The sequence below is a fragment of the Pseudomonas sp. DR 5-09 genome (assembly GCF_001655595.1).
Lineage (GTDB): Bacteria > Pseudomonadota > Gammaproteobacteria > Pseudomonadales > Pseudomonadaceae > Aquipseudomonas > Aquipseudomonas pharyngis.
In genome coordinates this window covers 3,772,628-3,786,812 of sequence record NZ_CP011566.1, presented here as the reverse complement: position 1 = coordinate 3,786,812, position 14,185 = coordinate 3,772,628, and the positions used below count along the sequence as shown (strand labels likewise).

Genomic DNA, 14,185 nt, shown 5'->3' with positions numbered 1-14,185 from the left:
ATCGAACCCGGCGCGACAGGCGCCGGTACTGAAGAGGGAAATCAAGCGTCGACGGTGTCGACAGCGTGGTTGTGCAGCGCGGCTTCGCGTTGTTCGGCATCGCGATAAGCCAGGTATTTGCGCTGGGTGGCGATGTGATCGGCCACGTGCTTGGCGTCGTGCCAAACGCCCCAGATGAACGACGAACCGCGTCGCGACTGCCACGGCAAGCCGAGGAAATACACACCCGACTCGCTGGACACACCGCGCTGGTGCTGCGGCTTGCCGTTGTCGTCGAAAGCGGCGACTTTCAGCCACGAATAGTCCACGGCAAACCCGGTGGCCCAGATGATCGAGGTGATACCGGCGGCGGCCAGATCGAGATCGGTCAGCGGGTTTTTCACGCATTCAGGATCCGGATAAGTTTCGCGGGCTTCCGGTTCCAGCGGCAGGTCGAGGCCGTTGCGTTCGATGTAGGCGTCGGCGGCATCCAGCAGCGCGAGGTAGTTCTCGTCGCCACGTTTGAGGTTGTCGCGCAGGTCCTGTTTGAAGGTCACCACGCCGTCGCTGAACGATTCGGTGACGCCAACCAGGGTCATGCCGCGATGGGCCAGGCCACGGAAGTCGATGGTGCGACCACCATGGGCGCCGCTGACGGCGATGGTCACGTGCTCGCGGCCGGGTTTCATCGCGGCTTGATCCCATTCGCCGAGCACACCAAGCCACCAGCAGAAATCACGGTTGCGGTAAGCGCGAGGAGGGCGGTCATGGGCGCCGACCGAGAGGTAAACCTGCTTGCCAGAGCGCTGCAATTCGTCGGCGATCTGCACGCCCGACGAGCCGGCGCCGACCACCAGCACCGCGCCGGCCGGCAGTTGTTGCGGGTTGCGATAGTCGGCCGAGTGAATCTGCAGCAGACGCTCATCTTTCGGCGCAATGGCCGGGATCACCGGACGCTGGAACGGGCCGGTGGCGGCGACGACGCGAGCCGCTTCGATCACGCCCTCGGAGGTCTCTACGGTGAAGCCCGGACGCCCGACATTGCGCACCACGCTTTTCACATCGACGCCGGTGCGGATCGGCGCATTGAATTTCTTCGCATAGGCTTCGAAGTAGTCGGCGACGCGTTCCTTGTGGGCGAAACCGTCCGGATCGACATCATCGAATTCCATCCCCGGAAACCGGTCGTGCCACGCCGGACCGTTGGCCACCAGCGAGTCCCAGCGTCCGGTGCGCCAGCGCTCGGCAATGCGGTTGCGCTCCAGAACGAGGTGCGGCACACCGAGTTTGCTCAGGTGTTCACTCATGGCCACACCCGCTTGACCGGCGCCGACAACAAGCGTGTCTGTTTTTATTATTTCAGTGGTCATCTCTGATCCCTTCTCACGAGGCCGTTGGATTCAGGTCGCTGTCGACCTGTTCTCTGTGCTTGGGATCAGACTAGGGAGGGGGTGGTTATCGGTAAAATATTATTAAGCTGGCATGTGAAGATAAAAACGTGATGCAGAGGCCTGAAAGCCCCGTAAACAAAGGGGTTCGCCCTGGAGCCGGAATCCGGGACAACGAAAAAAAGGGCCGTCGACAGGTGTGTCGACGGCCCTTTTCAGTTGGCGCTTGATTTACATCGAACTCAACGATTGAGGAAAGCCAGCAGGTCTTCGTTCAGTGCCTGCGCATGCGTCACGGCAAACCCGTGCGGCGCACCGGCATAAACCTTCAGCTCGGCACCCTTGATTTGCTCGGCGGCGCGTTTGCCGGTGGTTTCGAACGGCACGATGACGTCGCCGTCGCCATGGATCACCAGGGTCGGTACATCGATTTTCGCCATGTCAGGGCGGAAGTCGGTTTCCGAGAACGCGGTGACGCAATCCACGGTGCCTTTGAGCGAGGCCAGCAGCGCAATATTCAGGGTTTGTGTCAGCACGCCGTCCGAAACTTTCTGACCTTTATCGAGGCCATAGAACGGCGTGTTGAAGTCTGCGATGAACTGCGCGCGATCCTTCAAAAGACCCGCCTTGATCCCGTCGAATACCGACTTGTCGACGCCCTCGGCGAAGTCCGGTTTCTTGCCGAACAGCGGGGTCACCGCGCCCAGCAACACCAGCCCGGCAACGCGCTCGCTGCCGTGGCGCGCGATGTAGCGGCTGACATCGCCACCGCCCATGGAGAAGCCGACCAGGGTCACGTCACGCAGGTCGAGGTGTTCGATCAGTTGCGCGATGTCATCGGCGAAGGTGTCGTAGTCGTAGCCGGTCCAAGGCTGCTCGGAGCGCCCGAATCCACGACGGTCGAAGGCGATGGTGCGGTAGCCGCGGCTGCTCAGGTATTCCATCTGGTATTCCCACATGTCGGCGTCCAGCGGCCAGCCGTGGCTGAACAGCACGGGCTTGCCGCTGCCCCAGTCCTTGAAATAGATCTCGGTGCCGTCTTGGGTCGTGAAGGTGCTCATGAAAACTCCTTGTGTCGGGGCGTGTGTGGTTGCCGGGATGGCATCGCTGACTATCGCGGTTAAGCGTCTGGCCTACTTGTACGCAGGTGCTAAGTTTCGCCAGCCAATCAGCGTAGACGCCTGCGGGCGTCAGAGTTGTAAGATGCAACCACGATTTGATGACCGTTTTGCTGGAGAGCGCTGGATGAAACGCAAAAGCCTGGAGGGCAACATCTGCCCGGTTGCCCGGACGCTGGACCTGATCGGCGACTGGTGGTCGTTGCTGATCATCCGCGACGCGCTGGAAGGCATCAGTCGTTTCAGCGATTTCGAGAAGAGCCTGGAAATCGCCAAGAACATGTTGAGCATGCGGCTCAAAGGGCTGGTGGAGCGGGGCATCCTGCGTCTGGTGCCGGCGTCCGACGGCAGCGCCTACAAGGAGTACGTGCTGACTGAAAAGGGCCGGGCGTTGCAAACCGTGATCGTCGCGTTGTCGCAGTGGGGTGGGGAGTTCATGTTCGAGCCGGGCGAGGCGGGGTCGGTGATGGTGGATGCGCAAAAGCGAAAGCCGATCAGGAAGCTGGAGTTACTGTCGGCCGATGGACGCCATTTGGCGCCGGAAGATATCGCGACAACTTCGACTGCGTACTGACACCTGCGTCAGACAAAAAAAAGCGCCCCGACGTTCTGTTCGGGGCGCTCTGCACTCTCAGGGTCGCTTGGCGTATTTAACGAAACGCCGGCACCACATGCTTGATAAACAACTCCAGCGACTTCTTCTTCTCCGCATGCGGCAAGCTGTTGTCGCACCAGAAACTGAACTCATCCACCCCCAGTTCCTGGTAGTACTTGATCCGTGGAATGATCTCTTCCGGCGTGCCGATCATGGCCGTCTTGTGCAGGCTCTCCAGCTCAAACTCTGGCCGTCCGGCAAATTTCTCTTCCGGGCTCGGCGCCAGGAAGCCGTTCACCGGCACTTCCTTGTTGCCGAACCACGCATCGAACGTGCGATAGAAACGTGAGATGGCTTTCGCGCCCACCTTCCAGCCTTCCGGGTCATCCGCCGAGTGCACGTGGGTATGACGCAGCACCATCAATTGTGGACGCGGCACATCGGGGTTGTTGTCCAGCGCAGTCTGGAACTTGTTCTTCAGATCGAGGACTTCTTCGTCGCCCTTCATCAGCGGCGTGACCATCACGTTGCAACCGTTGGCAACGGCGAAGTTGTGCGAGTCCGGGTCGCGGGCGGCGATCCACATCGGCGGGTTCGGCTTCTGGATGGGTTTCGGCACGCTGGTGGAGGTGGGGAATTTCCAGATGTCGCCGTTGTGGGCGTAGTCGCCTTGCCACAGGGCGCGCACCACCGGGACCATTTCCCGCAGTGCCTGTCCACCGCTGGAGGCGGGCATGCCGCCGGCCATGCGGTCGAATTCCACCTGGTAGGCGCCACGTGCCAGGCCGACTTCCATTCGGCCGTTGCTGATCACGTCGAGCAACGCGCATTCACCGGCGACCCGCAGAGGGTGCCAGAACGGCGCGATGATGGTGCCGGCGCCCAGGTGAATGGTGGTGGTCTTGGCCGCGAGGTAGGCCAGCAGCGGCATCGGGCTCGGCGAGATGGTGTATTCCATCGCGTGGTGTTCGCCGATCCACACGGTGCTGAAACCACCGGCCTCGGCCATCAACGTCAGTTCGGTCAGGTCTTCGAACAGTTGACGGTGGCTGACGCTTTCGTCCCAGCGCTCCATGTGTACGAACAGGGAAAATTTCATGACGCTACCTCGAATCTCTTGTGGTCGGCCGGTCGCTTGCCGGCCTGTTTAAGTGCAATCGTGCGTGTCAGGCGAAGGCGGGCAGGGCGCCCATCTTGCCGTGGCAGTACACCAGCGGGCCGGTGTCCTGCTGAGGGACGATGAGGTTCTTCACCGCGCCGACCATGATCGCGTGGTCGCCGCCTTCGTATTCGCGCCACAGCTCACATTCGATGATAGCTGTCGCGTTGGCGAGGATCGGGTTGCCCAGTTCGCTCAGCGTCCACTCGATGCCCTGCGCCTTGTCCTTGCCTTTGCGGGCGAAGGCGTAGGCTTCGCTTTGCTGACCGCCGGACAGGACGTGAATGGCAAAGCGTTTGTTCTTGATCAGGACGGGATAGGAGTCGGAACTGTAGTTGGGGCAGAACAGCACCAGGGCCGGGTCCATCGACAGCGAGCTGAAGGCGCTGGCGGTGAGGCCGACGATCTGGCCGTCGTCATCAAGCGTGGTGATGACAGTGACACCGGACGGGAACGAGCCCATGACTTGTTTGTAGACGGCAGCATCGATCATTGGTCAATCCTCGAGTGCGGTGAAGCGGTTTTTATGTGTTTATGGGTCTGATGGTATACCGTAATACATCGATTGCAAGCGCTTTTTTGGTGAAACGATAAACGTGGTTCATCCGTCGTAAACTCAGCATTTACGGGGCTTTGCTCTAGCCGTGAGCGCTGGCTATCAGGGAGGATGCCGGATCAGATGCCGTCGTAAAGAGCGGATCAGTCTTGTGAAAATGTTGGAATACCATAATATGGTCTTCATCTGAGGGGTGGCCACGAAGCACCCCCGGTTTGGCTTCATACAACGATAAGAACAGACCCAATCGAGTTCATTTTTATGTCCCAGATGTCCCGGCAAGATCCGTTGATCGAGAATCACACGGTCGACTACGTCCCACTCGCGGAACGCCACGGGAAGGCCCGCGACCTGTTCACCCTTTGGTTCAGCACCAACATTGCGCCACTGCCCATCGTCACCGGCGCCATGGTGGTCCAGGCGTTTCATCTCGACCTGTTCTGGGGGCTGCTGGCGATTGCGCTGGGGCACATGATCGGCGGTGTGGTGATCGCCCTGGCGTCGGCGCAAGGCCCGCGCATGGGCATTCCGCAGATGGTGCAGAGCCGTGGTCAGTTCGGGCGTTACGGTGCGCTGTTGATCGTGTTCTTCGCAGCGATCATCTATATCGGCTTCTTCATTTCCAACATCGTGCTGGCCGGCAAGTCCATCGTCGGCATTGCGCCGTCGGTGCCGGCGCCGTTGAGCATTCTGATCGGCGCCCTCAGCGCCACGGTCATCGGCGTGATCGGCTACAACTTCATTCACACGCTCAACCGCATCGGCACCTGGGTGATGGGCAGCGCGCTGCTCGCCGGTTTCATCTACATCTTTGCCCATGAGTTGCCGGCGGACTTCTTTACCCGTGGCAGCTTCAACCTGTCCGGGTGGCTGGCGACGGTATCGCTGGGGATCATCTGGCAGATCAGTTTCTCGCCGTACGTCTCCGACTATTCCCGCTACTTGCCGGCGGACATCGGGATCGGCAGACCATTTATCGCGACTTATCTGGGCGCCACGCTGGGCACGATTCTGTCGTTCACCTTCGGCGCGGTGGCGGTTCTGGCGACCCCGGACGGCACCGAAGCGATGGCGGCGGTCAAGCAGTCCACCGGTTGGCTGGGGCCGATTCTGATGGTGCTGTTCCTGCTCAACATCATCAGCCACAACGCGCTGAATCTGTATGGCGCGGTGTTGTCGATCATCACCTCGATCCAGACCTTTGCCAGCCAATGGACGCCGAGCATCAAGGTGCGGGTGATCTTGTCGAGCGTGGTGCTGACGGGTTGCTGCGTGGTGGCGCTGGGTGCGTCGGCGGATTTCATTTCCGAGTTCATCGGGCTGATTCTCGCGTTGCTGCTGGTGCTGGTGCCGTGGGCGTCGATCAACCTGATCGACTTCTACCTGATCAAGCGCGGCAGTTACGACATCGCCTCGATCTTCCGCGCCGATGGTGGCATTTATGGGCGCTTCAACCTGCACGCGATCATTGCCTACTTCATCGGCATCATCGTGCAGCTGCCGTTCGCCAACACATCGTTGTATGTCGGGCCGTATGCCAATCTGGTGGAAGGCGCTGACCTGTCGTGGCTGGTCGGCCTGATCGTGACGTGCCCGCTGTATTACTGCCTGGCGACCCGCGGGCAGGCGCAGCAGAGCAGGGCGACGCGGTTGGGTTTTACCGACTGAGCGTTCGCTGGCTGTCCAAACAATGCCCGGCACATCGTCGGGCATTGTTGTTTCCGCATCCCGGCGGTCATGCAAATTGGCCATTTCGATCCCCTTTTGGCCAACCGGCTACTGTGCTGCGTCTACGCTGTCAGCAAGAATCGAAGCCACAACTAAATGCTGCACCTTCCTTGCCCATGGCTGATTTTGCCAGCCACTGCCGTGTACAGAACATAAAAACCATCGACTCACGCTGCATTCGGGGAAACACAACATGGTCACGATGAAACGCATTCTGGGCGCTACTGTTTTCGGGCTGACGCTGCTGGCCAGCGCCGTACAGGCCGAACAGCGCGAACTGCGGGTGTACAACTGGGCGGATTACATCCTGCCGTCGGTGCCCAAGGAGTTCGCCGCCAAAAGCAACATCAAAGTGACCTGGGACACCTTCGACACCAACGAATCCCTCGAAGCCAAATTGCTGACCGGCAACTCCGGCTATGACCTGGTGGTGCCGTCGAATCAGTTCCTCGATACCCAGATCAAGGCCGGTGTGTTCCAGAAACTCGACAAGTCCAAGCTGCCGAACTGGAGCCACCAGGACCCGGCGCTGCTCAAGTTGCTCGACGCCAACGACCCCGGCAATCAGTACGGCGTGCCCTACATGGTCGGCACGGTACTGATCGGTTTCAACCCGGCCAAGGTCAAGGCTGCGCTCGGTGAGAATGCGCCGGTGGACAGCTGGGATCTGGTGTTCAAGCCGGAGAACATGGAAAAGCTGAAATCCTGCGGCGTGGCAATGCTCGATTCGCCGTCGGAAATCCTGCCGCTGGCTCTGCACTACCTGGGCCTGGACCCGAACAGCCAGAACCCGGCCGACTATGAGAAAGCCAAGGACCTGATGCTCAAGGTTCGCCCTTACGTCACCTACTTCAACTCGGCCAAGTACATGACCGACATCGCCAACGGCGATATCTGCGTGGCCATCGGTTATTCCGGCAGCTTCTACCAGTTCGGCAACCGTGCCAAAGAGGCGGGCAATGGCGTGGTGGTCGACTGGCGCTTGCCGAAGGAAGGCGCGCCGATCTGGTTCGACACCTTCGCCATTCCGAAGAGCGCGAAGAACGTCGAAGAGGCCCACGAGTTCCTCAACACCTTGCTCGATCCGAAAGTCATCGCTTCGATCAGCGACTTCCTCGGCTACCCGAATGCCAACAAGGATTCGCTGCCGCTGATCAACAAGGAAATCACAGGCAACCCGAACCTGACGCCGACCAGCGAAGCGCTGAAGAAGCTGTACGTGGTGCAACCGTTGCCGCAGAAACTGGAGCGGGTGCGGACCCGGGTGTGGACCAGTATCAAGTCGGATAAATGAGCTCAAAGCCGAGGGAGCGAATCCGTTCGCTCCCTCGGCCGTTATTTCGCCTGACTTTCTTCGGGCGACTTGTCCTTCGTCAGCATCAGACTCAGCACCACCGACGCCAGAATCAGCCCGCCAACAATCGCCAGCGACCACTCCACCGGCATGTGAAACCACGGCATCACCGTCATCTTCCCGCCGATGAACACCAGCACCAGCGCCAGTCCGTACTTGAGCAGATGAAAACGGTCGGCCATGTCTGCCAGCAAAAAGTACAGCGCCCGTAGGCCCATGATCGCGAAGATGTTCGAGGTGAAAATGATGAACGGGTCGGTGGTCACCGCGAAAATCGCCGGGATGCTGTCGACCGCAAACATCAGGTCGCTGGCCTCGATCAGCACCAGCACCAGAAACATCGGCGTGGCCCAGCGCACACCGTTCTGCAGCACGAAAAACCGCTCGCCGTGAAAGCCGTTGGTGATCCGCAGATGTCCGCGCACCCAACGCAGCAGCGGGTTGTTATCGAGATCCGGTTGCTGCTCGGCGAACACCAGCATCTTGATCCCGGTGATGATCAGGAACACGCCGAACACATACAGCAGCCAAGTGAATTGCGACACCAGCCATACGCCGGCAAAAATCATCGCCGCGCGCATCACGATTGCCCCGAGCACGCCGTACAGCAGCACCCGGCGCTGCAACTCCGGCGGCACGGCAAAGTAGCTGAAGATCATCACGAAGACGAACATGTTGTCGATCGACAGCGACTGCTCGATCAAGTAACCGGTGAGAAATTCCAGGGTCTTGACCTTGGCGATTTCGGGGCCGAATTCGCCGTTCAGATACCACCAGAGCAATCCGGCGAAGGCCATCGCCAGCATGCACCAGGCGAACACCCAGGATGAGGCTTCACGTACCGAGACCCGATGCGCCTTGCGCCCACCGAAGACAAACAGGTCGACGGCCAGCATGGCGAGGACAAAAACGATGAAGGCGACCCACATCCAGGGTTCGCCGATGTTGATGGGGTGCATGCCGTTCTCCCTGTCTTTATGTTTTTCGGGGTAGACGGGGCCATGCTAGTAGGAGCTTTCCGACAAAGAAAAATCGTTTATTTCGTGGGTATTGTTCGTTATTAACGAAGTGTCTACCTTGGCAACGGGGTGACGGAAGGTATTTCAGTCTGTGCTTCTTTGCTAACCTCCCTTCGAGCCAGTCCATCATCCCTTGGGAGTCACGATCATCGAAACGCCAGATCCTCAAGCCGTCTGCAGCCCGATCACCAGCGCTGCCATATTCATTGTGGCGACCCTCAACGCCGATTCAGATGCAGCGGAAAAAGTCCGCGGCTGGTGCGCCGATGTCGCGGGGCTGACGCGCTCGGTCGGCAAGCGTGTCCCTTCGGGAAGCCTGTCCTGTGTTTGCGGGTTCTCTTCCAACGCCTGGGATCGTCTGTTCGGCAGTCCACGCCCGGCATCCTTGCACGACTTTCGCGAATTCGGCGTAGAAGGGCGACGCGCCGTTTCCACGCCGGGCGACTTGCTGCTGCACATTCGCGCCGATCAAATGGACCTGTGTTTCGAACTGGCGACGCAGTTGATGTCGGCGCTGGACGACGCTGTGACGGTGACCGACGAGGTGCAGGGTTTCCGCTATTTCGACATGCGCAGCATCATCGGTTTCGTCGACGGCACGGAGAATCCGGTCGGCCGCAAAGCCGAGCATTTCACCCTCGTGGGTGATGAAGATCAGACGTTCTGCGGCGGCAGTTACGTGCTGGTGCAGAAGTATCTGCACAACATGAAGGCCTGGAACGAATTGTCGGTCGAGGCGCAGGAACGGGTGATCGGGCGCACCAAACTGTCTGATATCGAGCTGGACGATTCGGTCAAGCCGAGCAACTCCCACAGCGCCTTGACGACCATCACCAAGGACGGCGAAGAGGTGAAGATCCTGCGCGACAACATGCCGTTCGGCCGACCTGGCGCAGGCGAGTTCGGCACTTATTTCATTGGTTATGCGCGTTCGCCGGAGCCGCTGGAGCAGATGCTGGAGAACATGTTTGTCGGCAAGCCACCCGGCAATTACGATCGACTGCTGGATTTCAGCACCGCCGTCACAGGCAGTCTGTTCTTTGTGCCTTCGGCGGATTTGCTGGAAGAACTGGCAGAACGTTAAGAAAAACCAGGACAGGTAGCCGAACTGACTTCGTTGTTTTTGAATTTTCAGTTCTGAAGTTGAATTGGGAAGGGGCTCGTCAACGATTAAATTTAGCTCTTATCGAAAGACTGCCCTTCACCCTGTGTTGAAAAGAACATTGGCCTGTTTAAAGCGGGCCAGTTGCTTTCACTTTAAATTCAACTCGTGATACTCGGTACTCAACGCCTTCTCCAAAGTCAATTTTGAAATCGGCCGTGCCTTCGATTGAGTTATTGGTGGTGTTTCGTTTGAACGTTACAGAACCTTTTCGAGCATGTGTAAACACACCGTCTGCAAGCAGTACTGCTGTGACGTCCACTGCTTGGAAACCACTCACCTTATAGGTGCCATCTGGGGTCTGTTCGTTGATAAGGATAGCTATTTGCTTCATTTTTTCCCCAGCGCCAGAGCGCCCCAACACACTAATAGTGTCTGGAATAAATTTCTCATACCAAAACTCCTCTGCCTTGAATTTATCAGTTCCGGAGGGGAGTGCAGGTTCAATGATTGCGGTGAAAGTTTGGTCGGCGGCGCTTGATTTTTGAGTGGCAGGCAGAGGCTTCAAGTTGTTATCAATGCCCAGCGCTTCATACAGTTTGTTTGTGGTCATGATTTTACGTTCCTTCGAAATCAAAGTGCGTGAAAGACAGTCTTGGGTATCAATGACCCAATCAATCGTCACGCTACGCTTGCGTTTTTCAAGGGGCAACTGTCAGAACTTACAGTTGTATAAGGCAGGAATGTGTGAGCGCGTACTTGATATTAGAGAAGCGGGGCCATTATTGACTTCATGGCGCCCGCTTCTCTAAGCGAAGTGCGTTAAGACTGCGAGAACCTATCGGGTTGCCAGCGCTGGCGTGCGTGGCGGTACCAGACGCTTGGATTGCCCCAAGCACGCCGTACAGCAGCACCCGGCGCTGCAACTCCGGCGGCACGGCGAAGTAGCTGAAAATCATCACGAAGACGAACATGTTATCGATCGACAGCGACTGCTCGATCAAATAACCGGTGAGGAATTCCAGGGTCTTGACCTTGGCGATTTCGGGGCCGAATTCGCCGTTCAGATTTGTCGACGGCACGGAAAATCCGGTCGGCCGCAAAGCCGAGCATTTCACCCTCGTGGGTGATGAAGATCAGACGTTCAGCGGCGGCAGTTACGTGCTGGTGCAGAAGTACCTGCACAACATGAAGGCGTGGAACGAACTGTCAGTCGAAGCACAGGAGCGGGTGATCGGTCGCACCAAACTGTCCGATATCGAGCTCGATGATTCGGTCAAACCGAGCAACTCCCACAGCGCGCTGACGACCATCACCAAGGACGGCGAAGAGGTTAAAATCCTGCGCGACAACATGCCGTTCGGCCGACCTGGCGCAGGCGAGTTCGGCACTTATTTCATTGGTTATGCGCGTTCGCCGGAGCCGCTGGAGCAGATGCTGGAGAACATGTTTGTCGGCAAGCCACCCGGCAATTACGACCGGTTGCTGGACTTCAGCACGGCGGTCACTGGCAGCCTTTTCTTTGTGCCTTCGGCGGATTTGCTGGAAGAACTGGCAGAACCATAGAAAAGCGGCGGGATCAATTGATCCCGCCCTTTTATGTCCCTCTTCAGGTTCTGCACCGGACTGCTAAACACCAAAGTTTTTATTCAATGGTTGGTTGTTTGGCAGTGTGCTTATTCAAATGGGCCTGTTGCATCTAGATAGAGCTTTCCTTTCAACTCGTAATCGAGTTCGTCTGTTTTTATAGAGAATTCAAAGGTCGCTTCAATCCTCTGGTTGGCGTCGTCGCGGGTGAATTTTATGAAGCCACTCCTTGCGCTGTAACCGTTGGGGTAGTGTCCAGCATAGGCGTGGGGGAAGTCCATGTCGGAGTTTTTGAAAGGATATTCACCAGGCGGCAAGCGTTTTGGAAGAATAATTGAAATCTGATCCTCTGGAAAACCATCTGGTCTTTTTCTATATCCCAGGAGACTGTGGCTGTCTGGGGTCAGGCTTGCGTAAATGTATCGCTCCGCAATAAATTCAGTACCAAGACCCGGGTGCCTCGGTGCAATACTTACCCGGAATATGGAAGCTTCTTTTTCCTCATTGGAGATGACAGTTATAGCTTCATTGTTGCCGTCTAAACCTAGCGCAGCTTTGATTTCTGGCGGGAATTTATCGATTTCCATAACCATTGTCCTTCATCGAATTGGTAGTTTGGCAAACGCAATTGTGAGTTCTGCCGCTCTTGCAATTCGAATCTAGTTGTCATTTTTTTTATTTACAACTGTCAGAGTTGACAGTTGATTAAAAGTTGAAGGCGTGGGTTGGTGTCTGGAAATATGTGCCGCGAACAGGCTCACGGCACACGTTTAAAGCGCGGACTCACAGGGTGAGAGTCAATCAACGCTCGCTGGAAAGTGCTGGTGTACGTGGGGGAACCCGACGCTTCGACCCGGTGGCTTCAAACGCCGCCGCCAGTCGCAGCAGCGTCGAGTCGTCATAGGCCCGCCCGGCAAACGTCAACCCCACCGGCATGCCGATGTCGGCCATCACGCCCATCGGCACGGTGACGGTCGGCACGCCGAGGTGGCGGATCGCGAGGTTGCCGTTGGCGACCCAGATGCCGTTGCTCCAGGCGATGTCCGCCGAGGCCGGGTTGACGTCGGCGTCGGCCGGACCCACGTCGGCGTTGGTTGGGAACAGCACGGCGTCGAGGCCGAGGCGATCCATCCAGTCTTCGAGGTCGAGCTTGCGGGTTTTCTCCAGACCGCGCAGGCCGTCCGGCAGGGTCGGGATCTGATCCCATGGTGTGATGCCGCGCTGGGCCATGCGCACGTATTCGTCCATGCCGGCAGCGAGGTCGCCTTCACGGTTGGGCAGGGTGCCCGGGTCGTGGGGGAAGATTTTCGGGCCGTCGACGTCCGCCAGACGGTTGAGTTTCGGATCGCCGTTGGCACGCAGGAAATCATCGAAGGCCCAGGCCGACAGGTCCCACAGTTCGTGATGCATGAACTCCTTGGAGACGATGCCGCGATTGAACACGGTCGGTGCGCCCGGACGGTCGCCCTCGCAGTTGGAAACCAGCGGGAAATCCACTTCGATAACTTCTGCACCGGCGGCTTCGAGGGCCTGGTGGGCCTGTTTCCACAGATCGATCACCGAGGCGCGGGTGTTGATGCGTTGTCCGGTCGGGCCGCCAATGCCCGGCTCGTCGCTGGTGCCCGCCTCGGGGTCGGCGTTGATGTACATGCGCGGAACGCCCAGGCGTTTGCCGGCCAGTGCATCGCTCTTCACTGCCAGATCGAGATAGGACGCCGGGCGCACCGAGGCCACGCTCGGGATCGGCACCCACGGTTGCAGACGCCACAGGTCGCCACGGGTGTCGCTGTCTTCGGCGACCACCACGTCGAGCACTTCCAGCAGGTCGGCCATGGTGCGGGCGTAGGGCACCACCACGTCCATGGTCGGCGTCAGCGGCCAGTTGCCGCGTACCGAGATCACGCCGCGCGACGGCGTGTAGGCGCACAGCCCGTTGTTCGAGGCAGGGCCGCGACCGCTCGACCAAGTTTCTTCCGCCAGACCGAATGCCGAGAAGCTCGCAGCGGTGGCGGTGCCGGCACCGTTCGATGAGCCGGAAGCAAACGGTGCAGTCAGATAATCAGCGTTATACGGGCTTTCGGCACGGCCATAGACGCCGCGCTGCATCCCGCCATTGGCCATCGGCGGCATGTTGGTCTTGCCCAGGCAGATCGCACCGCCCGCACGCAGGCGCTCGATGGTGAACGCATCGCGCTGTGCCACCAGATCGGCGAAGGCCGGGCTGCCGGACGCGGCGGTCAGGCCTTTGACCAGATAGCTGTCCTTGGCGGTGTAGGGGATGCCGTCCAGCGGACCGAGGGTTTCGCCCTTGGCACGACGGGCGTCCGAGGCTTGCGCTTCTTTCAGTGCGTCGGGGTTACGCACGATCACCGCGTTCAGCGCAGTGGCGGTGTCAGGGCCGTCATAGGCGTCGATGCGCGCCAGATAGGCCTGCACCAACTCGACCGCCGTGGTCTGGCCGGACTCGAGCGCCGCGCGCAATTGGGCAATGGAAACTTCAGTGACTTCGATCATGCTGTTACCGCCGACAGGTTCGCTAAAGGGTGGTTGATCATTGTTATCGTCGAAAGATGTCAAAGGTTCTTGATGGGCGAAACTCT

At 58.7% G+C, this 14,185-nt stretch carries 12 protein-coding genes and 2 pseudogenes; 5 read left to right on the top strand and 9 right to left on the bottom strand.

Annotation, left to right across the window (positions count from 1 at the left end; all coding sequences use genetic code 11):
- Window positions 1-41: 41 nt before the first annotated feature.
- Together PDR5_RS16815 and PDR5_RS16810 are read right to left on the bottom strand one after the other, a co-directional pair.
- Window positions 42-1,349, bottom strand: a complete 1,308-nt coding sequence (locus PDR5_RS16815; protein ID WP_064597310.1) for a flavin-containing monooxygenase — start codon at window positions 1,347-1,349, stop codon at window positions 42-44.
- A 260-nt stretch (window positions 1,350-1,609) separates the two neighbouring features.
- A complete protein-coding gene (locus PDR5_RS16810) occupies window positions 1,610-2,428 on the bottom strand; it encodes an alpha/beta fold hydrolase (RefSeq protein WP_064597308.1) in 819 nt (272 codons plus the stop codon).
- A gap of 184 nt (window positions 2,429-2,612) precedes the next feature.
- Here PDR5_RS16810 and PDR5_RS16805 point away from each other — a divergent pair, with 184 nt between their 5' ends.
- Window positions 2,613-3,059, top strand: a complete 447-nt coding sequence (locus tag PDR5_RS16805; protein WP_064597306.1) for a winged helix-turn-helix transcriptional regulator — start codon at window positions 2,613-2,615, stop codon at window positions 3,057-3,059.
- A 76-nt stretch (window positions 3,060-3,135) separates the two neighbouring features.
- Here the strand turns inward: PDR5_RS16805 and PDR5_RS16800 are convergent, their stop codons facing one another.
- On the bottom strand, window positions 3,136-4,179 hold the full coding sequence (locus PDR5_RS16800; RefSeq protein ID WP_064597304.1) for an LLM class flavin-dependent oxidoreductase: 1,044 nt from the start codon (window positions 4,177-4,179) through the stop codon (window positions 3,136-3,138).
- 67 nt (window positions 4,180-4,246) lie between these two features.
- Complete coding sequence (locus tag PDR5_RS16795; protein ID WP_064597301.1) at window positions 4,247-4,732, bottom strand: flavin reductase family protein; 486 nt, start codon at window positions 4,730-4,732, stop codon at window positions 4,247-4,249.
- 324 nt (window positions 4,733-5,056) lie between these two features.
- Between PDR5_RS16795 and PDR5_RS16790 the strand changes: the two genes are divergently transcribed.
- Window positions 5,057-6,463 (top strand): purine-cytosine permease family protein, encoded by a 1,407-nt coding sequence (locus PDR5_RS16790; protein ID WP_064597299.1) that lies wholly within the window; start codon window positions 5,057-5,059, stop codon window positions 6,461-6,463.
- Window positions 6,464-6,716: 253 nt separating this feature from the next.
- Window positions 6,717-7,817: a polyamine ABC transporter substrate-binding protein gene (locus tag PDR5_RS16785; protein ID WP_064597297.1), complete on the top strand. Its 1,101-nt coding sequence runs from the start codon at window positions 6,717-6,719 to the stop codon at window positions 7,815-7,817.
- 41 nt (window positions 7,818-7,858) lie between these two features.
- On the opposite strand, the gene PDR5_RS16780 is transcribed toward PDR5_RS16785, so the two are convergent.
- Window positions 7,859-8,836: a TerC family protein gene (locus PDR5_RS16780; RefSeq protein ID WP_064597295.1), complete on the bottom strand. Its 978-nt coding sequence runs from the start codon at window positions 8,834-8,836 to the stop codon at window positions 7,859-7,861.
- Window positions 8,837-9,029: 193 nt separating this feature from the next.
- Here PDR5_RS16780 and PDR5_RS16775 point away from each other — a divergent pair, with 193 nt between their 5' ends.
- Window positions 9,030-9,980 carry a Dyp-type peroxidase gene (locus PDR5_RS16775; RefSeq protein WP_064597293.1) on the top strand — a complete coding sequence of 317 codons (951 nt, stop codon included), beginning with the start codon at window positions 9,030-9,032 and terminating at the stop codon, window positions 9,978-9,980.
- A gap of 148 nt (window positions 9,981-10,128) precedes the next feature.
- Here PDR5_RS16775 and PDR5_RS16770 read toward each other — a convergent pair whose 3' ends face one another.
- The gene (locus PDR5_RS16770; RefSeq protein WP_064597291.1) at window positions 10,129-10,611 is read right to left on the bottom strand and encodes a hypothetical protein; all 483 of its coding nucleotides are present in this window, start codon (window positions 10,609-10,611) and stop codon (window positions 10,129-10,131) included.
- A gap of 271 nt (window positions 10,612-10,882) precedes the next feature.
- Window positions 10,883-11,065, bottom strand: a pseudogene (locus tag PDR5_RS29365) (TerC family protein); the annotation flags it as partial.
- Between the two features lies 1 nt (window position 11,066).
- On the opposite strand from PDR5_RS29365, the pseudogene PDR5_RS16760 reads away from it, so the two are divergent.
- Window positions 11,067-11,564, top strand: a pseudogene (locus PDR5_RS16760) (Dyp-type peroxidase); the annotation flags it as partial.
- Window positions 11,565-11,674: 110 nt separating this feature from the next.
- Here the strand turns inward: PDR5_RS16760 and PDR5_RS16755 are convergent.
- Window positions 11,675-12,172 (bottom strand): hypothetical protein, encoded by a 498-nt coding sequence (locus PDR5_RS16755; protein ID WP_064597287.1) that lies wholly within the window; start codon window positions 12,170-12,172, stop codon window positions 11,675-11,677.
- 214 nt (window positions 12,173-12,386) lie between these two features.
- Entirely contained in the window at window positions 12,387-14,099 is a 1,713-nt protein-coding gene (locus PDR5_RS16750; protein ID WP_064597285.1) for an amidase, read from the bottom strand.
- Between the last annotated feature and the right edge of the window lie 86 nt (window positions 14,100-14,185).